Origin of the sequence: Sphingobacterium alimentarium (assembly GCF_004342685.1) — a bacterium.
In the GTDB taxonomy this organism is placed as follows: domain Bacteria; phylum Bacteroidota; class Bacteroidia; order Sphingobacteriales; family Sphingobacteriaceae; genus Sphingobacterium; species Sphingobacterium alimentarium.
In genome coordinates, this window is the sequence record NZ_SMBZ01000006.1 from 39,206 (window position 1) to 60,331 (window position 21,126).

The 21,126-nt window shown below is 40.2% G+C and carries 16 protein-coding genes; 9 read left to right on the top strand and 7 right to left on the bottom strand.

The features are described 5' to 3' along the window. Position 1: 1 nt before the first annotated feature. From ilvN to atpD, 6 genes are all read right to left on the bottom strand, one after another. The gene (gene ilvN, locus EDC17_RS03790; protein ID WP_132776822.1) at positions 2-592 is read right to left on the bottom strand and encodes an acetolactate synthase small subunit; all 591 of its coding nucleotides are present in this window, start codon (positions 590-592) and stop codon (positions 2-4) included. 4 nt (positions 593-596) lie between these two features. Beyond that, a complete protein-coding gene (gene ilvB, locus EDC17_RS03795; protein ID WP_132776823.1) occupies positions 597-2,339 on the bottom strand; it encodes a biosynthetic-type acetolactate synthase large subunit in 1,743 nt (580 codons plus the stop codon). 127 nt (positions 2,340-2,466) lie between these two features. Beyond that, positions 2,467-4,167, bottom strand: a complete 1,701-nt coding sequence (gene ilvD / locus EDC17_RS03800) for a dihydroxy-acid dehydratase (RefSeq protein WP_132776824.1) — start codon at positions 4,165-4,167, stop codon at positions 2,467-2,469. Continuing rightward, positions 4,151-5,041 (bottom strand): branched-chain amino acid transaminase, encoded by an 891-nt coding sequence (locus tag EDC17_RS03805; RefSeq protein WP_132776825.1) that lies wholly within the window; start codon positions 5,039-5,041, stop codon positions 4,151-4,153. Before EDC17_RS03805 ends, ilvD begins: the two co-directional genes overlap by 17 nt. Before the next feature lie 361 nt (positions 5,042-5,402). Further along, positions 5,403-5,651 carry an ATP synthase F1 subunit epsilon gene (atpC, locus tag EDC17_RS03810; RefSeq protein ID WP_132776826.1) on the bottom strand — a complete coding sequence of 83 codons (249 nt, stop codon included), beginning with the start codon at positions 5,649-5,651 and terminating at the stop codon, positions 5,403-5,405. A gap of 84 nt (positions 5,652-5,735) precedes the next feature. After that, on the bottom strand, positions 5,736-7,238 hold the full coding sequence (gene atpD / locus EDC17_RS03815; protein ID WP_132776827.1) for a F0F1 ATP synthase subunit beta: 1,503 nt from the start codon (positions 7,236-7,238) through the stop codon (positions 5,736-5,738). Between the two features lie 371 nt (positions 7,239-7,609). On the opposite strand from atpD, the gene EDC17_RS03820 reads away from it, so the two are divergent. Both EDC17_RS03820 and EDC17_RS03825 read left to right on the top strand, forming a co-directional pair. Continuing rightward, positions 7,610-9,130 carry a M14 family zinc carboxypeptidase gene (locus tag EDC17_RS03820; RefSeq protein ID WP_132776828.1) on the top strand — a complete coding sequence of 507 codons (1,521 nt, stop codon included), beginning with the start codon at positions 7,610-7,612 and terminating at the stop codon, positions 9,128-9,130. A gap of 13 nt (positions 9,131-9,143) precedes the next feature. Continuing rightward, positions 9,144-10,907, top strand: coding sequence for a M14 family metallopeptidase (locus EDC17_RS03825; RefSeq protein WP_132776829.1), 1,764 nt, complete (start codon positions 9,144-9,146; stop codon positions 10,905-10,907). A gap of 41 nt (positions 10,908-10,948) precedes the next feature. Here EDC17_RS03825 and EDC17_RS03830 read toward each other — a convergent pair whose 3' ends face one another. Continuing rightward, positions 10,949-11,644: an NUDIX hydrolase gene (locus EDC17_RS03830; protein WP_132776830.1), complete on the bottom strand. Its 696-nt coding sequence runs from the start codon at positions 11,642-11,644 to the stop codon at positions 10,949-10,951. A gap of 130 nt (positions 11,645-11,774) precedes the next feature. Between EDC17_RS03830 and EDC17_RS03835 the strand changes: the two genes are divergently transcribed. The 7 genes from EDC17_RS03835 (at position 11,775) to EDC17_RS03860 (ending at position 21,123) form a co-directional block, all read left to right on the top strand. Then, positions 11,775-13,424, top strand: a complete 1,650-nt coding sequence (locus EDC17_RS03835) for a ribulokinase (RefSeq protein ID WP_132776831.1) — start codon at positions 11,775-11,777, stop codon at positions 13,422-13,424. Then, positions 13,414-13,692 carry a class II aldolase/adducin family protein gene (locus EDC17_RS17475; RefSeq protein WP_317126028.1) on the top strand — a complete coding sequence of 93 codons (279 nt, stop codon included), beginning with the start codon at positions 13,414-13,416 and terminating at the stop codon, positions 13,690-13,692. The genes EDC17_RS03835 and EDC17_RS17475 overlap by 11 nt, the downstream gene beginning before the upstream one ends. A 50-nt stretch (positions 13,693-13,742) precedes the next feature. Beyond that, positions 13,743-14,111, top strand: a complete 369-nt coding sequence (locus EDC17_RS17480; protein ID WP_394343344.1) for a class II aldolase/adducin family protein — start codon at positions 13,743-13,745, stop codon at positions 14,109-14,111. 26 nt (positions 14,112-14,137) lie between these two features. Further along, positions 14,138-15,637, top strand: coding sequence for an L-arabinose isomerase (gene araA, locus EDC17_RS03845; protein ID WP_132776832.1), 1,500 nt, complete (start codon positions 14,138-14,140; stop codon positions 15,635-15,637). A gap of 18 nt (positions 15,638-15,655) precedes the next feature. Next, the gene (locus tag EDC17_RS03850) at positions 15,656-17,353 is read left to right on the top strand and encodes a sodium:solute symporter family transporter (protein ID WP_132776833.1); all 1,698 of its coding nucleotides are present in this window, start codon (positions 15,656-15,658) and stop codon (positions 17,351-17,353) included. Between the two features lie 20 nt (positions 17,354-17,373). Further along, complete coding sequence (locus tag EDC17_RS03855; protein WP_132776834.1) at positions 17,374-18,519, top strand: aldose epimerase family protein; 1,146 nt, start codon at positions 17,374-17,376, stop codon at positions 18,517-18,519. 633 nt (positions 18,520-19,152) lie between these two features. Then, on the top strand, positions 19,153-21,123 hold the full coding sequence (locus EDC17_RS03860; protein WP_132776835.1) for an alpha-L-arabinofuranosidase C-terminal domain-containing protein: 1,971 nt from the start codon (positions 19,153-19,155) through the stop codon (positions 21,121-21,123). Positions 21,124-21,126 lie beyond the last annotated feature (3 nt).

Genomic DNA, 21,126 nt, shown 5'->3' on the forward strand with positions numbered 1-21,126 from the left:
ATTACATCGTGAATACTTGGTCCTGTTGATCTAAGAATTCATTTTCTATGATTTCTGGCGCGGGCTCTTCTTGCTCGAATTGTTTTAGTTTTTCGTGGAATCCAGCGCTTGCCTTGATAATGGCAATACGTGCTCCACGCACAAATTCAATAAGTCCGTACTTGGTCAATTCTTCTGTTAATTTATCTATTTCTTCGCGATGGCCAGCCGTTTCGAACACGATATAATCGGGACGAATCACGACAACTGTCGCGCCATATTGGCGAAGTAAGCGCTCTACATAAACCTTCTCGTTCACAACCTCTGTAGGGACTTTGTACAAGGCTTGTTCTTGCCAGATTAGCTCGTCATTGGTATTGAAATAGGCTTTTAACACTTCGACTTGCTTTTCGATTTGACGACAAAGTTTGCGGACTACGTCTTCTGATTCTGTTATCAAAATCGTGAAACGGTGAATGCCGTCAACTTCAGAAGGAGAGGTGTTCAAACTTTCGATGTTGATTTTTCTTCTGGAAAAAATATTAGAAATACGACCTATCATACCGATAGCGTTTTCTGTATATAGTGTAATGGTAAATTCTTGCTTTTCCATTTTCTTATTTCAATCTAATTTCTGATACTGAAGTTCCTTGCGCAACCATTGGGAAAACGTTGTTCTCTTTTCCAACCATTACTTCCAGCAAATAAGCGCCATCATGGTCCAACATTGTTTTTAATGCTAATTCTAAATCTTTACGCTCTGAGATTCTTTGTCCATCGATGTAATAAGATTTAGCTAATGCCACGAAGTCAGGGCTCGTGATATTTACGAAAGAATAGCGTCTGTCATGAAACAATTGTTGCCACTGACGGACCATGCCTAAGAATTCATTATTCAGAATCAATATTTTTACTTTAGCACCGAATTGCATGATAGTTCCGAGCTCTTGCAAAGTCATTTGGAATCCACCATCTCCAATTATCGCTATGACATCACGCTCAGGAGCGCCATACCAGGCGCCAATCGCTGCCGGCAAACCAAATCCCATGGTACCTAGTCCACCCGAAGTGACATTGGATTTCGAAGAATTGAATTTTGCATAGCGACAAGCAACCATTTGATGCTGACCTACGTCTGTCACAATAACTGCATCGCCACCCGTTAGTTCATTCAATACGCGGATAACTTCACCCATTGTCATGATGTCACTCGTAGGATTCAGTTCATCGTAAATGACCTCTTTAATCTCTTCTTTTTCCAATTCTCGGAATTTTTGAAGCCATTGGGAATGGTCCGCTTTGTTGATTAATGAGGTGAGCATAGGCAATGTTTCTTTACAATCTCCCCACACTGGAACTGCGCTTTTAACGTTTTTGTCGATTTCTGCCGGGTCAATATCCAGATGGATGATTTTTGCCTGTTTCGCATATTTGTCCAAACGGCCTGTTACACGGTCGTCAAAACGCATACCTACTGCTATTAGTACATCACACTCGTTGGACATCACATTGGGTGCATAATTGCCGTGCATGCCCAGCATACCCATATGTTGGGGATGGTCAGTCTCCAAAGCGCTTAAGCCCATTACGGTGGCTGCGGCAGGAAGACCTCCTTTTTCGATGAAGTATTTAAATTCTTTTTCGGCTTTTCCTAAGATTACCCCTTGCCCAAATAGTACAAATGGCTTCTTGGCAGAATTAATTAATTCAGCAGCTGCTTTTAAATACTCATTGCGTACTATCGGTTTTGGACGGTAGCTACGGATATGTGTACATGCTTCGTATCCTTCATATTGAAACAATTGAAGCATGGCATTTTTTGTAATATCAATCAATACGGGACCTGGACGACCTGTACTTGCAATGTAGAATGCTCTGGCTAAAACAGAAGGGATTTCAGTTGCATCTGTTACCTGGTAGTTCCATTTGGTCACCGGACTGGTAATATTGATGACATCCGTCTCCTGAAAAGCATCCGTACCCAATAAGGAGGCATATACTTGACCTGTGATACAGACGATAGGATTGCTATCAATCATAGCATCTGCCAGACCTGTCACCAAGTTTGTCGCACCAGGGCCCGAAGTAGCAAAAGCAACACCGACACGACCGGATGTGCGCGCGAAGCCTTGAGCAGCATGAATACCACCTTGCTCATGGCGGACCAGAATATGATTTATCTTATCATTATAATCGTATAATGCATCATAAATAGGCATAATTGCACCCCCTGGGTAGCCGAATACCGTTTCAACTCCTTCATGAATCAAAGCCTCCAACACTGCTTGCGAACCCGAGATCTGTGTGTCGGCTGCAATGGTCTGAGGTTTCTTTGTTTCTGTTTTCTCCAGTGTACTCATTGTATTAAGTCAAAAAGTTATAATAAAAAGGCATAAGTGATTTCTAGCTATCTACCTTTTAAAGTTCTTATTATTTAAATCCAGTATTCAAATACCAATTTTGCTTTGATTTTTGAACTCTACTTTCTTATAAGTCTGTCACACAGCCTTGTGAGGCATCCGCAACGGTTTTAGCATATTTATACAATACACCTTTCGTTACTTTAAGTGCCGGTTGTGTCCATTTTGCACGGCGTTCAGCGATTACGCTATCTTCCACTTTTAATGTGATTGTATTGTTAACGGCATCAATTTCGATGATATCGTCATCTTCAACCAAACCAATCAATCCACCTTTATAAGCCTCTGGTGTAATATGTCCAACGACAAATCCGTGTGTACCACCAGAGAAACGTCCATCTGTAATCAGTGCAACAGATTTACCTAAACCAGCGCCAATAATTAGAGAAGTAGGCTTCAACATTTCAGGCATGCCAGGAGCACCAATAGGACCTTCATTTTTGATGACCACGACATCTCCTTTTTTGATACGTCCCTGTGCAATACCCGCTACCAAATCATGCTCACCGTCAAATACGCGCGCAGGGCCAACAAAACGTTCTCCTTCTTTACCCGAAATCTTCGCCACAGAACCTTTCTCTGCTAAGTTTCCGTAAAGGATTTGCAAGTGACCTGTTGCTTTGATTGGTTCACTCAATGGTTTGATGATAGGTTGGTTGTAATCAATGATAGATTTTACATCAGCTAAGTTTTCAGCAACTGTTTTACCTGTTACCGTCATACAATCGCCATGTAACAAGCCATTATCCAATAAATAGCGTAATACGGCGGGTGTACCACCATATTGTTGTAAATCTTGCATCAAGTATTTTCCTGATGGTTTGAAATCAGCTAAAACAGGTGTTTCATCCGACATGCGTTGGAAATCATCTTGCGAGATATCGATACCCACAGATTTACCGATCGCTATAAAATGCAATACCGCATTGGTACTTCCACCTAAGATTATGATCGATCGAATCGCATTTTCAAATGCTTTTCGCGTCATAATATCCGAAGGCTTAATATCTTTTTCTAATAAGATGCGGATGTATTTACCTGCATCAAGACATTCTTGTTCTTTTTCTTTAGAAATAGCAGGATGAGAAGATGAATAAGGTAAACTCATACCCAAAGCTTCAATCGCTGATGCCATTGTATTGGCCGTGTACATACCACCACAAGCCCCCGGGCCAGGACAGGTATGTTTGATTACACCTTGGAAGTCTTCTTCCGACATGTTGCCACAAATTTTTTGACCCAAGGCCTCAAAAGCTGAAACGATGTTTAATTCTTCACCTTTATAATGACCTGGAGCGATAGTACCCCCGTATACCATAATAGCAGGGCGATCCAAACGTGCCATTGCCATAATAGCTCCCGGCATATTTTTGTCACATCCAGGGATCGCAATGAGTCCATCGTAATATTGTCCGCCACAAATTGTTTCAATGCTGTCAGCTATCACATCGCGTGACACCAAGGAGTAGCGCATGCCATCTGTACCGTTGCTCATACCGTCACTCACACCAATAGTGCCAAAAGTAAGGCCGACTAAGTCATTGTTCCAAACCCCTTTTTTCACGACCTGTGCTAAGTCATTCAGGTGCATATTACATGTGTTACCATCATAACCCATGCTGGCAATACCCACTTGTGCTTTGTCCATGTCGGCATCCGTCAACCCGATGCCGTAAAGCATAGCTTTGGCAGCAGGTTGTGTCTCGTCTTGTGTAAATATGCGACTATACTTATTGATTCCCTTTTGGTTATCAGATGATGACTTCATAATTCTCTTGCTCTAATACTAAGTTTTTATATTTTCTTTGGATCGTAGCGCCAATGCTATGTTCCCATTCTTCTTTATAAATAATATGATCAACTTGTTTGATCCCGATGATCTCGGCAGCAGTGCCACTCAAGAAGGCGCTGTCAGCGGTGTAGACATCTTGGATAGTTAGTTTCTTTTCGATGATATCAAATCCCAGTTCTTTACAGATACCAATCACCGTTTGTCTTGTGATGCCCGGAAATATATTGTCCAGAGGTGAGGTGTATATTTTATAGTCTTTTTCTATAAAAAGATTCTCACTGGAGGCTTGGGCTACATAGCCATCTTGGTCCAATAAAAGTGCTTCATCAAAACCTTTGCGGATAGCATCTGTAGATGCTAAAATGGAATTGATATATTGCCCTGAAATCTTTGCATCAATGTGAAAAGATTTGGGATTTGGACGCTCATAGCTGGAAATATTTACACGTAATAAATGCTGCCCTAAGTACGGTCCCCATTCCCACGCTGCCAACATGAGGTTTGCATCCTCGGAAGAGGTCAAGTGCATATTAGAACCCGAAAAAACCAAGGGTCTTATATATGCCGCCCGTAGATTATTAATCTCTAGAAGTTCATAGCATTTTTCTATAAGGGTTCTGTTGTCCCATTTATAGGGTAGACCTATAGACTCACAAGATTTGCGTAAGCGATCGAAATGAGCTTCGGCCTTAAAGATACGTGTTCCATTGTGTGTACTGTAAGCTCTCAACCCTTCGAAAGCGCCATAGCCGTAATGCAACGATTGACCAAAAAGGTCTATTCCCGCAGAATTTGCGTGAACAAATTCTCCATTCAAAAAAATCTTTGTGTTCTGATTATAGTATTGCATAACTTATATTATTAAGTGTACAGTCCTCCCCATGGATTGCATAGACTTCTTCTTAATAGACGCTTCGTCAAGTTAAGACGAAATATAATTCTTTACAATAGACAAACACTTTATTTTCATAAAGTTTTTTATTTGGTTTGGATTCCAATATTTAGAAAATATTGCCGAAATATATTTATTAACAAAACAATATTCTGCGATAGATGAACCCAAATTAAAATTGGTTTATTTTTGTTCTAAATTAGTTTTGTGAATTTTATCAAAAATTCTTCTTAAAATCGGATTTCTGCGGAAAAAAGTTCAAAAAAATAGCCCTTAGAACTCAAAGTCTTAAGGGCTATTGTATCATTATTTTTTCTCGTTATCCTTGCGCAATTCCTTCCGCCAAAACGATGATATTGTCGTCCTTAACTTCAACTACACCGCCTTTAATAATAATGACTTCTTCGACACCATCTTTTTTGATAATGACTTTGCCATCTTCTAACGTAGAGACAATAGCAGCGTGGCCTTTCAAAATTTGAAAAGATCCCGCCGAACCCGGAACTGTAACTGCTGTTACCTCACCTTCGTATGCTAACTTGTCTGGAGTTATTACTTGTAATTTCATGTGTTATATAGTATTGAGTATGGAGTATTGAGTATGGAGTAGAGAAAATCTCATTACCCTATACTCAGTACGCAATACTTATAATTAAACTGCTTCTGCTAATAATTTCTTACCTTTCTCGATAGCTTCTTCGATCGAACCTACTAAGTTGAAAGCTGCTTCTGGGTATTCATCTACTTCACCATCGATGATCATGTTGAATCCTTTGATGGTGTCTTTGATGTCTACTAATACACCTTTCAAACCTGTAAATTGCTCCGCTACGTGGAATGGTTGAGATAAGAAACGTTGTACACGACGTGCGCGGTGTACTGTCAATTTATCTTCTTCAGATAACTCATCCATACCTAAGATAGCGATGATATCTTGAAGTTCTTTATAGCGTTGTAAGATTTCTTTCACACGTTGAGCTGTATCGTAGTGCTCTGCACCTAATACTGCAGGAGATAAGATACGAGATGTAGAATCTAATGGGTCTACCGCAGGATAGATACCTAACTCAGCAATCTTACGTGACAATACTGTGGTTGCATCCAAGTGAGCGAATGTCGTCGCAGGAGCAGGGTCAGTTAAGTCATCGGCAGGTACGTATACCGCTTGTACTGAAGTGATTGATCCGTTTTTAGTTGAAGTAATACGCTCTTGCATCAAACCCATCTCTGTAGCTAATGTAGGTTGGTAACCTACTGCTGATGGCATACGGCCTAATAAAGCTGATACCTCAGAACCCGCTTGAGTAAAACGGAAGATGTTATCGATAAAGAATAATACGTCTTTACCTTGACCATCGCCATCACCATCACGGAAGTATTCCGCTACTGTCAAACCTGATAATGCCACACGAGCACGTGCACCTGGAGGCTCATTCATCTGACCGAATACGAAAGTACATTTAGATTCTTTCATCAATTCTTGGTCTACAGTATCTAAAGGCCATTCACCTTTTTCCATACCTTCCATGAAGTGCTCACCGTATTTGATGATACCGGATTCCAACATCTCACGTAATAAGTCATTACCTTCACGTGTACGCTCACCCACACCAGCAAATACTGAAAGACCACCGTGACCTTTTGCGATATTGTTGATTAGCTCTTGGATTAATACTGTTTTACCTACACCAGCACCACCGAACAAACCGATTTTACCACCTTTAGCGTAAGGCTCTAATAAGTCAATAACTTTGATACCTGTGAAAAGTACTTCAGTTTCAGTTGACAAATCTTCGAATTTAGGAGGAGTATTGTGGATAGGACGTCCATTAGTTTTGTCCAATTCGCGAATACCATCAATAGGATCTCCAACTACGTTGAATACACGACCTTTGATTTCTTCACCAACAGGCATTTTGATAGGAGCACCAGTGTCAACCACTTTCATACCACGTACTAAACCTTCTGTAGCATCCATCGCAATCGTACGAACACGTTCCTCACCTAAGTGTTGTTGAACTTCTAAAACGATACGTTGTCCATTTTCTTTTTCAATGTACAATGCATCGTAAATCTTAGGAAGATTTTCATTGTCGGCAAAGTTGACGTCAACCACTGGGCCGATAATCTGCGCTATTTTACCAATATTGGGCATATTATAGGGACTAAAATTTATTAATCTATTTATTCACAGCCTGTTTTATCAGGCTACATTTTGGAATGCAAAAATAATGTATATCTTATTAAAAGCAAAGGGTTTGTTAAGAATAATTTAAAATTTATAATTATGCCTTCAAAACACAAAATTTGTTGTCCAAAATAAATAATAAACAGGGTTTATATTTATATCAAACAAGTTACTTATTAGCTCCCCATTTATTCCACTAAAAAAAGTATTTTTAGCTCTTAATAATATATTCAACTAACCTATTTATTATGAAAAAAACCTTTTTGGGCTTGTTTTTTCTGTGTCCAATACTGGCAATTGGATAACTGAAATACCCCTCCTACAATGAGGTGGTATCTATGGTCAAAGGATTCAACACCATGGGATTGGTGTCTAATGATGTCATAGGAAAAAGCTATGGAAATGAGGGCATACCTGTTATCAAGTTGCAATTGGACAATACAGCAAGACCTACTTTGCTGGTTGTGGCGGGCATAGACGGCAAGCATCCTGCTGGTACGTTAAGTGCCTTACAGCTGACCAAAAACTTGCTCACCCTGCCTGCGGATTCTTTGCGTAGTATCTTACAGCACAAGTCCATTTGGATCTTACCATTGGCTAATCCCGATGCGTACAAACGCAATAGTGCCTCCCAAAATTGGATATCGGGCAATGCTCGACAAATAGATAATGACCGCGATGGCCGGATTGACGAAGATTCTCCCAAGGATTTGAATGGGGATGGTGTAATCGCACAGATGCGTATACAATCCGCGGTAGGAGACTATACGCTGCACAAAACGCATAGCGACATTCTGGTACAAGCAGATAGATCTAGGGGACAAATCGGTTCTTATTTGATTCTTCCTGAAGGAGAAGATCAAGATTTTGACGGTAAATATGGAGAAGATGGTGCTAGCGGTGTCAATATTGATCGCAATTTCACGTTCGATTATCCAGCTTTCATGCCCGAGAGTGGCGACTATGCTGCATCAGAACCTGAAACACGTGCGCTGATCGACTTTGTATTTGAGAATCCACAGATAGCGAGTGTAATACATTTTGGCTTGAACAATAATCTTTCGGAGCCAGAGAAATCGGATGGCCGCTCGAGTAATCAGCGGATAGTCAAATCCTGGAGTGCTAGCGACGCAGAAGTATCTAAGTATATTTCTTCGATCTATAAGGACATAACCAAATCTTTAGGCGAAGCGACCAAAATGCCTGCTCAATCGGGCAATTTTACCAATACGGCGTACTATCATCTGGGTAAATTTAGTTTTGCAACGCCAGTATGGTGGCCTTCTGTGGTGGATTCTGCTAAAAATGTTGCTAAAGCATCCGGCGATGCCAACGAAACATTCTATTCCTGGGTGAAGCAAAATAATGTCCAAGGAGCAATATTACCATGGCAGAAGGTCAATCATCCCAATTTTCCAAATCAGCAGGTCGAAGTAGGGGGCGTAGTGGAAGCATTTAAGAACAACCCGCCTGTAGAATATTTAGAACCTGCCGTGAAGCTGCATACGGATTTCGTTGTTAAGGTGGTTGAAAATATGGCCAAGCTCGTATTTGATGCACCAAAGGTCACTGCTTTGGGAAATGATATATATCGTGTCGAACTATCGGTAATGAATGTCGGTATGATGCCTACTTACCCCGAGCTAGCGGACAGGATTCGGTATGTTTCGCGATTCAAGACTGTTTGTGATTTGGCGGGCAATCAGCAATTTTTGAGCGGTAAGCGCTTACAGCTTTACCCCTCGTTAGCAGGAGCAGCATCACAGACTTTTTCTTGGTTAATCAAAGGAAAAGGAACAGTTAAGATAAAAGCGGGATGTCCGACTTCCGGTGAGCAAATGTTAGAAGTGAAATTATAAAACTCTGTCAACAATGAAAATCAAATATATATTACTATCCTTATTCTTAGGAGCGACAGTCAGCACCACGTTGATGGCTCAAAAAGAAAATAAAGATATTGATGTCCCAGGACTACGAGCAATAGGTTCACCAGCGAACCCAAAAGTGCCTATGAACTGGAATCGGTATCATGACAATAAACAAATAGAACAATTTGGTAGGGACCTACAGAAAGCTTATCCAAATTTGGTGAAATATGAATCCATCGGTAAATCCTACGAAGGTCGAGACATCTATGTGCTTACTGTTTCGGATTTTAGTACGGCCAACACCGACCGCAAGCCGGGGCTCTGGATAGATGGCAATATTCACGCAAACGAATTGCAAGGTTCGGAAATTGCGATGTACACCGCCTGGTATCTGGTTGAAAATTTCCATCAAGTACCCTTTATTAAAGAGCTACTGAAGGATAAAGTATTTTATATAGCGCCGACAATAAATCCTGACTCCCGTGACTATTTTATATACGAACCCAACACCATGCACTCCTCGCGTACAGGACGCCGACCATTTGATAATGATGGCGATGGTTTGGTAGCAGAAGATTTATTTGATGACCTAGACGGAGATGGTCACATCGTCATGATGCGCCGTAAATCCAAAACGGGCAGATACAAAGTGGATCCTGATAATCCAAACAGAATGATATTGGCCAAACCTGGAGAAGTGGGCCAGTACGAAATGCTGGGTTTTGAAGGGATAGATAATGATGGAGATGGACTGGTAAATGAAGATATAACCGGCACATATGACCCTAACCGCGATTGGGGATGGAATTGGCAACCTGGATATGTGCAAAGTGGTGCGCTATATTACCCGGGAACATTACCTGAGACCATGGCAGTGAAAAATTTCTTTTTCAAGCATCCCAACATCGCTGGTGCACAATCCTATCACAACTACGGTGGGATGATCCTTCGTGGTCCCGGTGCAGCAGAAGATGAAAAATACTACTCTAGACGTGATGTGCAAGTGTATGATGCGCTAGGTAAAGTGGGCGAAAAGATGCTTCCAGGATATAATTATATTGTCATTCACAAGGATTTATACACCGTATATGGCGGAGAAATAGATTTCTTTTCATTGGCTAGAGGTATTTACACTTTTTCCAATGAGCTGATGACGACATACAAATTGTTCTATAATAAACAGGAAGCAAGTAATCGCCAGAGTAATGAATATTATGAATTCGACAAATTACTCTTATTTGGCGATGCGTATGTGCCATGGAAAGAATTCGACCACCCTCAATTTGGTAAAATCGAAATCGGTGGAGCGAAGAAAAATTATACACGTAATCACCCTGGCTTTTTATTGCTAGAAGATGCTCATCGTAATGCGGCATTTACGATTTATCATGCTTATCACACGCCTAAGCTGGAGTTTTCTGATGTTGAAGTCAAATCCTTAGGCAATAATCTTTACGAAGTAAAAGCTTCGGTTTGGAACAGTAGGATTATTCCAACGCATTCGGATCATGATGTGAGAAACAAAATTAATAGACCTAATTATATCAGTATAAAAGGTGTGGAGGTCGTGACGGGAATGCGTGTCTTGAACAATGATTTCAATGTGACGGATGAGCAGAAATACAAACCTGAGCGCATAGAAATCCCTTCTATAGACGGTATGTCTGAAGTAAAAGTAAAATGGATAGTGAAAGGTAATCCCAATAAAGCAACGATTACTGTGGATAGTGAAAAAGGCGGCGTCATCGAAACAGAAGTTAAAAGTTAAAACAAACAAAGGGTTACTAAAAATAGTAACCCTTTGTTTGTTTATTCTCCATACCAGCCTGGTAAAAAGTTTAGAAACGTCATGATTTTCTCTTTGTAGATAGATTTGTCTACCTTATAATAATAGGCTCCTTTTTTAGAATTCTCTTTGTCCTTTTCGTCGAGTTTAATCAATAATTTGGAAGCCAATAGTTTCCTAGTGAAATTCCTTTTATCCAATTGGTTCTGGTAAATAGCCTCATATAACAAGGTGATTTGCGGAATCGTGAATTTATCTGACAGTAACTCAAAAAGGATAGGATACAATGCAGCTTTTTTCTTTAATTTATTATGAGCTTGCGTCACCATTTCATTGTGGTCGAAGATCAAAGGCGGACATTGGTCCAGTGCAAACCATCTTGCTTTATATTCTGTGCTGAGGATTTCTGTATTAATGAGTGCGAAATAACATAAGCTGACGACACGTTCATAAGGTTCGCGGTCGGGAGCGCCAAAAACCGCAAATTGCTCCATATATATATGGTCCAGCCCTGTCAAGGACTTCAATACGCGCTGTGCAGCATCATCTGGTGACTCGTTCTCTTCCACGAAACCTCCCATCAAACTCCATTTTCCCTTCTCCGGCTCAAAATCACGTTGGATTAATAATATTTCTAATTCTTCTTTATTAAATCCAAAAATAATGCAGTCGACAGCTAAATGTATCTTTTTATTCTTGTTGTAGAAGTCTAAAGTCATGTCTTATAAGTTAATAATTGTATAAAAATTAAAAAAAAATTTTAAACTTCAAAAATAAGTGTTAATTTGACACTAAATAAAAGGCGTCTTGCCTTTGATAACAATTATAAACAGCATAATCAAATACATAATGAATAATCCTTGCGTTATAGGGGTAGATTTTGGCAGCGATTCCGTACGTGCAATTTTGGTAGATGCGACGAATGGTCAGGAGCTAGCATCACGTGTAAGTTATTACCCGCGATGGAAAATGGGATTATATTGTAATCCTGCTATTAATCAATTCAGACAACATCCTTTAGATTTTTTGGAATCAATCGAAGAAGTAATAAAGGGCTGCTTATCCGATGTTTCTGCAGAAATAGCCCATAAAGTGGTTGGAATTTCGGTGGACACTACTGGTTCCACTCCCGTTGCAGTGAATCGTCAAGGGACACCGCTGGCATTGACGGAAGAGTTTGCGGAGAATCCAAACGCCATGTTTGTATTGTGGAAAGACCACACCTCCATTAAAGAAGCTAGCGAAATCAATCAGCATGCAAAAAAATATAAAATTGATTATTTAAAGTATGTGGGAGGCGTTTATTCATCGGAGTGGTTTTGGGCAAAGATGTTACACGTTCTACGAGCTGATGAGAAAGTACAGCGTGCAGCTTATACATGGGTAGAGCATTGTGACTGGATTCCGTTTGCACTGACAGGAGGGAACGATGTGACATTGTTGAAAAGAGGAGTTTGTGCTGCAGGTCACAAAGGATTATGGGCAGAAGAATTTAACGGATATCCACCAAATGAGTTCTTCTCTGCATTAGATCCGTTGTTAAAAGACCAAGTACAGCGTCTAGGGACATTAACCTACACTTCTGATCAAGCTGTGGGGACATTGTCTCCGGAGTGGGCTGCGAAATTAGGTCTAAGTACAAGTGTGGTAGTGGGTGTAGGTGCGTTTGACTGTCACATGGGTGCAGTCGGAGGGGAGATTGAACCTTACTATCTAAGTAAAATAATAGGAACTTCCACTTGTGATATTTTAGTCGCTCCTGATAAATTGGATTACACCTTAAAAGGTATTTGTGGACAGGTAAATGGTTCTGTCATCCCCAATATGGTTGGCTTGGAAGCTGGACAATCTGCCTTTGGCGATGCATATGCTTGGTTCAAAAATATTCTAATGTGGCCCCTACAAAATATCTATGAAATGGAAGAGTCAAAACTTCAAGAGATCGAATCGACTCTTCTTTCTAAACTGAATGAAAAGGCCAGTGCTATTCTACCAGACGTAAAACATACCCTATCGGTGGACTGGCTAAACGGTCGACGCACCCCATTCGCCAATCAAAATCTTAAAGCTTCCTTATTGGATTTAAATCTGGGGACGGATACGGTGTTGCTTTATCGCGCTATCGTCGAATCCACTTGTTTCGGAGCTAGAAAGATTGTGGAGTGTTTTGTAAACCAGGGAATTCCCGTGAAAGGCATTATCGCTATGGGGGGTATTCCTAAAAAATCACATTTCATCATGCAGATGATGGCCGATACATTGAATATGCCTATTAAAGTTCACAAATCGGATCAAACTTGTGCGTTAGGGGCGGCGATGTTTGCTGCCGTTGCAGCAGAGGTATATACCAATGTGGAAGAAGCCATGAAAAATATGGGGCAAGGATTTGAACAAACCTACTATCCCAATGAAGATGTCGTGCCTATCTATCAAAAAAGATATGAACGGTATTTGGAGGCAGGTGAGGTTTTAGAAAATAATCTATACGATGTACAATAATATAAAAGAAGAAGCTTACGAAGCGAATATGAACTTGACCAAGTTAGGTTTGGTGAAGTTTACTTTTGGAAATGTTAGTGTGTTTGATCAGCAGAAAGGAGTGTTCGCGATTAAACCTAGTGGCGTTCCTTATGAACTATTAAAAGCGGATGATATAGTGATTGTGGATTTGGATGCTCAGGTGGTTGAAGGTACACTTCGTCCATCTTCGGACACCAAAACGCATGCCGTATTGTATAAAGAATGGCCTGAATTAGGTGCTCTATAGTACATACCCATTCGGTATATGGTACAGCTTGGGCACAAGCGAATCGCAGCATCCCAATTTACGGGACCACCCATGCGGATCATTTGACCACAGATATTCCCTGTGCCCCTGCGATGTCAGATGATATGATAGCTGGAAATTATGAATATCAGACAGGTTATCAAATAATCAATCACTTCAGAGAGGCAGGATTAAATCATGAGGAAGTTCAGATGATTTTGGTTGGCAATCACGCGCCTTTCACTTGGGGAAAAGATGGAAAACAGGCTGTATATAATGCCGCCGTTTTAGAATATGTTGCGGAACTAGCATTCCTTTCAGAAGGAATAAATCCACAAATTGAGCGCTTGAAAGCCTCATTAATTAAGAAACATTATGAACGTAAGCATGGCAACAATGCTTACTATGGACAACAATAAATTATATCAAAAAACCTAAATTAAACATGATATCATTAAATACATTAGAGGTTTGGTTTATCACAGGAAGCCAAGACCTTTACGGGGAAGAAACGTTACGTCAAGCGGCAGATCATTCCAAAGAAATCGCGGCATATTTTGACCAACATGAGGGCATACCTGTTCGTGTGGTCTTTAAACCAATTGTTAGAAATACGGAAGAAATATATAAAACGATTCTAGAGGCCAATCATACTGAAAATTGTATTGGTTTGATTACCTGGATGCACACATTTTCCCCAGCGAAAATGTGGATCCGCGGTTTACAAATATTGAATAAACCTTTATTGCATTTGCATACGCAATACAATCGTGATATTCCATGGGATACTATTGATATGGATTTTATGAATCTTAATCAAAGTGCACATGGGGACCGTGAGTTTGGCTTCATCGTGTCAAGAATGCGTCTGCCACGTAAAGTTGTAACAGGTCACTGGCAAGATCCGGAAGTGGCTGAGCGTATTAATGTGTGGTGTCGTGCCGCCGCAGCATGGGCGGATTGGCAAGGTGCAAAATTTGTGCGTTTTGGTGATAATATGCGCTATGTGGCTGTGACTGAGGGTGACAAAGTAGAGGCCGAAGTAAAATTTGGATTTTCAGTTAATACACATGGGATTGGGGACTTGGTAAAAGAAATAGATCAAGTGTCTGAGGATGCTGTAAAAGCATTATTAAAAGAATATGAAGAGCAATATATCCTGTCCGAAGATGTATTGGAAGGAGGAAAATTCCGTACAAATGTATACGATGCGGCTAAGATTGAGCTGGGTCTTCGTTCATTTTTAGAAAAAGGAAATTATAAAGGTTTTACAGATACATTTGAGGATTTGTACGGACTACCTCAACTGCCGGGTTTAGCTGTACAGCGTTTAATGGCCGAAGGATATGCTTTTGCAGGAGAAGGGGATTGGAAAACGCCAGCTATGGTGCGTGCTTGCAAAGTAATGGCAACAGGATATGATGGGGCTAATGCCTTTATGGAAGATTATACTTACCATTTTGACCCTGCTAATGCAATGGTATTGGGTTCGCACATGTTGGAGGTGGATGCTTCTTTGGCAGCTAGCAAACCAAAATTGGAAGTTCACCCATTGGGAATTGGTGGCAAAGCGGATCCTGCGCGTCTGGTATTTGATTCAAAAGGAGGTCCAGCTTTCAACGCTTCACTCGTAGATATGGGCGATAGATTCCGTTTGGTGGTAAATACCGTGCAAGGTGTTGAGGTGACCAATGAATTACCAAAATTACCAGTCGCTCGTGTATTGTGGAAGCCTGAACCGGACATGAAAACAGGCTGTACAGCATGGATATACGCTGGAGGTGCACATCATACAGTTTATAGCCAAAATCTTACAACGGAGTATATGGAAGATTTTGCGAGAATCGCTAAATTGGAGCTGATTGTAATTGATAAATCAACCAAATTAAATCAATTCGAAAAAGAGTTGAGAAACAGTGAACTGTATTATAAACTTCAAAACTAACCTGTCTTCATTTAATATATGGAAAAGTTTGCAACTATTGACTACGTCATTTTCCTCATTTATTTTGTCGTGGTCGCTGGCTATGGATTCTATGTGTATAGCAAGCAAAAAAGAGATTCTGCAAGTAGTAAAGATTATTTTTTGGCTGAAGGATCATTAACCTGGTGGGCTATCGGTGCCAGTCTAATTGCGTCTAATATTTCAGCTGAACAATTTATTGGTATGAGTGGTAATGGTTTTACAGTGGGTATTGCCGTTGCTGCTTATGAGTGGATTGCTGCTATTGCATTGATTATTGTGGCTGTATGGTTCATACCTGTTTATCTCAAAAATAAGATATTCACCATGCCCCAGTTCTTGAAGCAACGCTACAATGAAACAACCAGCCTTATCATGGCGATATTTTGGTTGTTCTTGTATGTGTTTGTGAATTTAACATCTATTCTTTATTTAGGTGCGCTAGCTATCAGTAATTTAGGTGGTGGTGAGTACTTCCATATTATTATGATTGCCTTAGCCGTATTTGCTATTGTAATTACCTTGGGTGGTATGAAAGTTATCGGTTATACCGATGTAATTCAGGTCGTCGTGTTGATTGTCGGAGGTCTAGCTACAACTTATATCGCTTTGACATTAGTCTCAGAACATTTTGGATTAGGAAAAGATGTAATGGCCGGTTTCAAACAATTGATGGTTGATTCGCCTAAGCATTTTAACCTTATCGTAGATAAACCAACGGCTGATAGTACGCAAGAGGAGGTAAATAAATACTTAATGCTTCCTGGTATTGGAATGTATTTGGCGGGTATTTGGATTGTGAATTTGAATTATTGGGGTTGTAATCAATACATCACTCAGCGCGCTTTGGGAGCGGATTTGAAGACAGCACGTACAGGTATATTATTCGCTGGTTTTTTAAAATTATTAATGCCTGTGATCGTGATGTTGCCGGGTATTGCAGCTTACGTACTCTATAAAAACGGGGCATTACAAAATGAGATGGCACCGGGCGGCAATTTCAACCCAGATAATGCATACTCTGCTATTTTAGGATTCTTGCCTAATGGTATGAAGGGTCTTTCTTTGGCAGCTTTGACGGCAGCTATTGTAGCATCTTTAGCTGGTAAAGCGAACAGTATTGCGACCATCTTTACGATGGATATTTACAATAAATACATTGATAAAGGCGCCTCAGAACGCAAACTCATTAATGTAGGTAAAGTCACTATTATTATTTCCATTCTAGTTTCGGTATTTTTTACATGGGACGACCTGTTAGGAATTGGTGGTGCAGGTGGTTTTACATTTATCCAAAAGTATACAGGCTTTATTTCTCCTGGAGTGTTTGCCATGTTCTTGTTGGGGATGTTCTGGAAGAGAACTACAGGTTCTGCCGCTATCGTAGGATTGATCACAGGATTTGTACTTTCGATAGTATTCAATAATTACGCTCCAACGTGGTTTGGTCCGGAAACATTCTTGTACACAGCCTACATAAATTCCGCAGGGGAATATGAGATTCCTTTCCAAATATGTATGGGTCTGGCTTTTATGTTTACCATGATTCTCATGATTGCCGTAAGTTTATTTGGTCCGAAAGAAAATCCTAAAGGCCTAGAATTGGATTCAAAAATGTTCAAAGTAGAGCCTTCTGTAATGGTGATGATTGTGATTACTTTACTTTTAGTAGGTGCACTGTACGTTAAATTTTGGTAATTTCAATAAAACTAAAAATTATGAAAGCAAAATATTTAAGTCTCCTTTTTGCAGGAATCCTTTTGGCAAGTGCTTGTCAAAATGCAAAAAACAATCAATCTTCCACAGACGCAACTGATGCAGATAGCACTGTGTTTCATGCTACTGTTGATAATAAAGATGTGTTACTGTACAAAATTGGTAATGAAAAAGTACAAGTTGGCATCACCAATTTTGGGGCAAGAATCGTGTCATTGGTTGTGGATGATAAAAACGGGCAAGATGTAGATGTCATGTTGGGATATGATACGGCAGATGAATTTATCAAAAACACAAACAATTTTTACGGTGCTGTGGTAGGCCGTTATGGCAATAGAATCGGTAAAGCCACATTCACTTTGAATGGTACAACTTACCAATTGGAGAAAAATGATGGAGAAAATTCTCTTCATGGTGGTACAAATGGCGTTTACAACAAAGTTTGGGACGTGAAAACTGTATCTCAGGATGCCATTACGTTGGAATATGTCTCTGCGGATGGTGAAGCTGGATATCCAGGTAATGTCACTATGCAAGTGACCTACAAGGTAAATAAAGATGGAGGCTTGGAAATAGAATACAGTGGCCAAACCGATAAGGAGACTGTATTGAATCTTACGAGCCACGGCTACTTTAATTTAAATGGCGAAGGGGATACAACGATTTTGGATCACGAGCTTTGGATCGATGCAGATAAGCTAACAGAGGTAGACAGTAAATTGATTCCAACAGGAAAAAGTCTAGCTGTAGCCGGAACTCCTTTTGATTTCACCAAGCCTAAACTTATTGGTGCGGATATTGACAAAAAATCTACTCAGCTTACTTATGGATTAGGTTATGACCACAATTTTGAATTGAATAAGAAAGAGGGTTTTGCTGAAGTTGCGAGCTTATATGCTCCCAAAACCGGTATTGAGATGAAAATTTTTACAACAGAGCCGGGTCTTCAGTTCTACAGTGGCAATTTCATGAAAGATGCTGATCCAAAAGGAAAAGGTGGGAAAGCCTATCCTTATCGTGCTGCATTATGTTTGGAAACGCAGCACTTTCCTGATGCGCCAAATCATGAGAATTTTGCATCCACAACTTTACGCCCGGGCGAAAAGTACAGTACAAAGACAGAATATAGATTTTCAGTAAGAAAATAGTAACACGAATTTGATTATGAGATATTCTATTAGCGTCGTTCTTTTATTTTCCATTACTCTTAATTAGGGAATAATCAACCTATTCAAATCTATAGTCAGGTAAGAATATAGAACGTTCTGTCTTGACGAACGAGAAAGTGGAAATAAAGTATAAGATACCTGCAGGGAAACTTTAGGACAGGATTTGTCTTCAAAAAGACGTCTGCTAATAGAATAATTTCTCTTTATGATTATGCTGTTCAAAGGTCATAATCAATCATGTTATACAGCCGATGAGCATGTATTGCGCTGAGGCAATGCGAATAAAAAGGCTTTAAGAAATCTTCCGGATCAAGGGGGAGTATAACGAATATTCAGCGGAAACAGATGCTGAATGCGATTATTTGGTAAGGGAAAAGAATATATCCACGAGATCATTGTTCCTACGCAACAAACGGTGGTTTTGTAATCGTGATACAATAGCTTTATTCTAAAATTAAAAGCACCTATTATGAAAAACAAATTCTTTGGCACAGCACTTCGGCCAAGTGCCCTGCTTGGTATTCTATTTCTCGCAATCTCTATCAGCAAGAATATCGACCATCAGTTAGATACTGCTGACAGGATAATTAAGGTAATTTAATAGTAGACGCAATGAATCTTAAACAATATATAATTATCGCTGCGGTAGCGCTGCAAAGCGTGCAATTTGGCTTTGCACAGCAACACTCCTTAGTGGTGGATGTAAACACTTCTCTTGCCAAAGTAAATCCCAATATGTGGGGGGTATTTTTCGAAGATATCAACATGGGAGCCGATGGCGGTATCTATGCAGAACTCGTCAAAAACAGATCTTTTGAATTTTTTAGACCTATGATGGGTTGGAAAAATCTAGGCCCTGTGAAGGAGGGAAATTATCTCATTCTGAACAGACAGATGAGCAATGCAGGCAATCCTCGGTATTTACGTGTGGATAAAAAGACTAATACAGCCATAGGATTGCGTAATGAAGGTTTTCGTGGAATGGGGGTAAAGCAGGGTAATACGTATGAATTCTCTGTATGGTATCGGCAGCAAAAGCCCGGTATTACATTGCGCGTAGAATTGGTGGATAGTGCGGGAACGGTGATTGGTAAAACAGAACTTAAAACCACGCAAGAGAATAAACAGTGGCGATACCAAGAAGTAAGTTTCACGTCCAACAAAACAGATCAAAAGGCAAATCTGCAAATCTGGTTTGAAGGAGAAGGAACTATTGATCTTGATATGATTTCATTATTCCCTACAGATACTTGGCAGGGGCGTAAAAATGGATTGCGTGCGGATATGGTGCAGACATTGGCCGATCTGAAACCTGGTTTTATTCGTTTTCCGGGAGGATGTATTGTGGAAGGTTTTGATCTTTCGCAACGCTTTCAATGGAAAAAAACAGTAGGACCGATTGAAAACAGACAACTTATTGTGAACCGCTGGAATACGGAGTTTGCACATCGTTTGACTCCAGATTATTTCCAAACTTTTGGTTTAGGATTTTTTGAATATTTCCAATTAGCAGAAGATTTAGGCGCTGAACCGTTGCCAATATTAAATTGTGGAATGGCTTGTCAGTTCAATTCCGCAGAGGTGGTGCCGTTAGATCAGTTGGATGAATATGTGCAAGACGCATTAGATCTTATCGAGTTTGCAAATGGTGCAGTGAGTACCAAATGGGGAAAATTACGTGCAGATATGGGACATTCGGCGCCTTTCAATCTGAAGATGCTGGGTGTGGGTAACGAAAACTGGGGACCACAATATGTAGAACGGCTAAAAGTATTTCAAGAGGCTCTAAAAAAATATCACCCTGAAATTGAGATTATAGCGAGTTCGGGAACAGATCCAGAAGGTGAGCGCTTTCAGTATTTGGATAAAGAGCTTCGAGCAATGAAGATAGATATCATAGACGAGCACTTTTACAGAGATCCAGATTGGTTCTTATCCAATGCGAAGCGTTATGACAATTACGACCGCCAGGGAGCGAAAATCTTTGCTGGAGAATATGCCTCACACAGTAAAAACAATAAAAAGCCTGAATATCGCAACAATTGGGAAGCTGCTCTATCTGAAGCCGCTTTCTTAACAGGTGTGGAACGTAATGCCGATGTGGTACAATTGGCTTCATATGCCCCTTTATTTGCACATATCGACGGTTGGCAATGGACTCCGGATTTGATTTGGGTAGATAATTTGAATGTATATGTTACCCCTAGTTATCATGTGCAGAAGATATTTAGCACCAATAAGGGAACAGATGTAGTGCCTTTGCACAGCAATGGTGCCACATTGACGGGAGAAAATAAAATATACGGGTCCGCTGTAGTAGATAAGCAAAGCAATGAACTGATTCTGAAAATTGTCAATATTGGTGATTCTGCTAAGGAGTTAGCTATTGACCTCAGAGGTATTAAAAAAGCACAAGGAAAAGCAACAGTATCGGTTTTACGCCATGATGATCCTTTAGCATATAATGAGGTTGGAAAGGCGCCCTCTGTTACGCCCATTGAATCAGAAGTGAATTATAAAGGAAAGAAATTAGTATACACTGCCTCGAGTCAGTCCGTGAATTTAATTAAACTAAAATTATAAAGC

Bases quoted from the DNA above. Each gene is read 5' to 3' on its own strand.
- ilvN (WP_132776822.1), bottom strand. From the start codon at position 592: ATGGAAAAGCAAGAATTTACCATTACACTATATACAGAAAACGCTATC.
- ilvB (WP_132776823.1), bottom strand. From the start codon at position 2,339: ATGAGTACACTGGAGAAAACAGAAACAAAGAAACCTCAGACCATTGCA.
- ilvD (WP_132776824.1), bottom strand. From the start codon at position 4,167: ATGAAGTCATCATCTGATAACCAAAAGGGAATCAATAAGTATAGTCGC.
- EDC17_RS03805 (WP_132776825.1), bottom strand. From the start codon at position 5,041: ATGCAATACTATAATCAGAACACAAAGATTTTTTTGAATGGAGAATTT.
- atpC (WP_132776826.1), bottom strand. From the start codon at position 5,651: ATGAAATTACAAGTAATAACTCCAGACAAGTTAGCATACGAAGGTGAG.
- atpD (WP_132776827.1), bottom strand. From the start codon at position 7,238: ATGCCCAATATTGGTAAAATAGCGCAGATTATCGGCCCAGTGGTTGAC.
- EDC17_RS03820 (WP_132776828.1), top strand. From the start codon at position 7,610: ATGGTCAAAGGATTCAACACCATGGGATTGGTGTCTAATGATGTCATA.
- EDC17_RS03825 (WP_132776829.1), top strand. From the start codon at position 9,144: ATGAAAATCAAATATATATTACTATCCTTATTCTTAGGAGCGACAGTC.
- EDC17_RS03830 (WP_132776830.1), bottom strand. From the start codon at position 11,644: ATGACTTTAGACTTCTACAACAAGAATAAAAAGATACATTTAGCTGTC.
- EDC17_RS03835 (WP_132776831.1), top strand. From the start codon at position 11,775: ATGAATAATCCTTGCGTTATAGGGGTAGATTTTGGCAGCGATTCCGTA.
- EDC17_RS17475 (WP_317126028.1), top strand. From the start codon at position 13,414: ATGTACAATAATATAAAAGAAGAAGCTTACGAAGCGAATATGAACTTG.
- araA (WP_132776832.1), top strand. From the start codon at position 14,138: ATGATATCATTAAATACATTAGAGGTTTGGTTTATCACAGGAAGCCAA.
- EDC17_RS03850 (WP_132776833.1), top strand. From the start codon at position 15,656: ATGGAAAAGTTTGCAACTATTGACTACGTCATTTTCCTCATTTATTTT.
- EDC17_RS03855 (WP_132776834.1), top strand. From the start codon at position 17,374: ATGAAAGCAAAATATTTAAGTCTCCTTTTTGCAGGAATCCTTTTGGCA.
- EDC17_RS03860 (WP_132776835.1), top strand. From the start codon at position 19,153: ATGAATCTTAAACAATATATAATTATCGCTGCGGTAGCGCTGCAAAGC.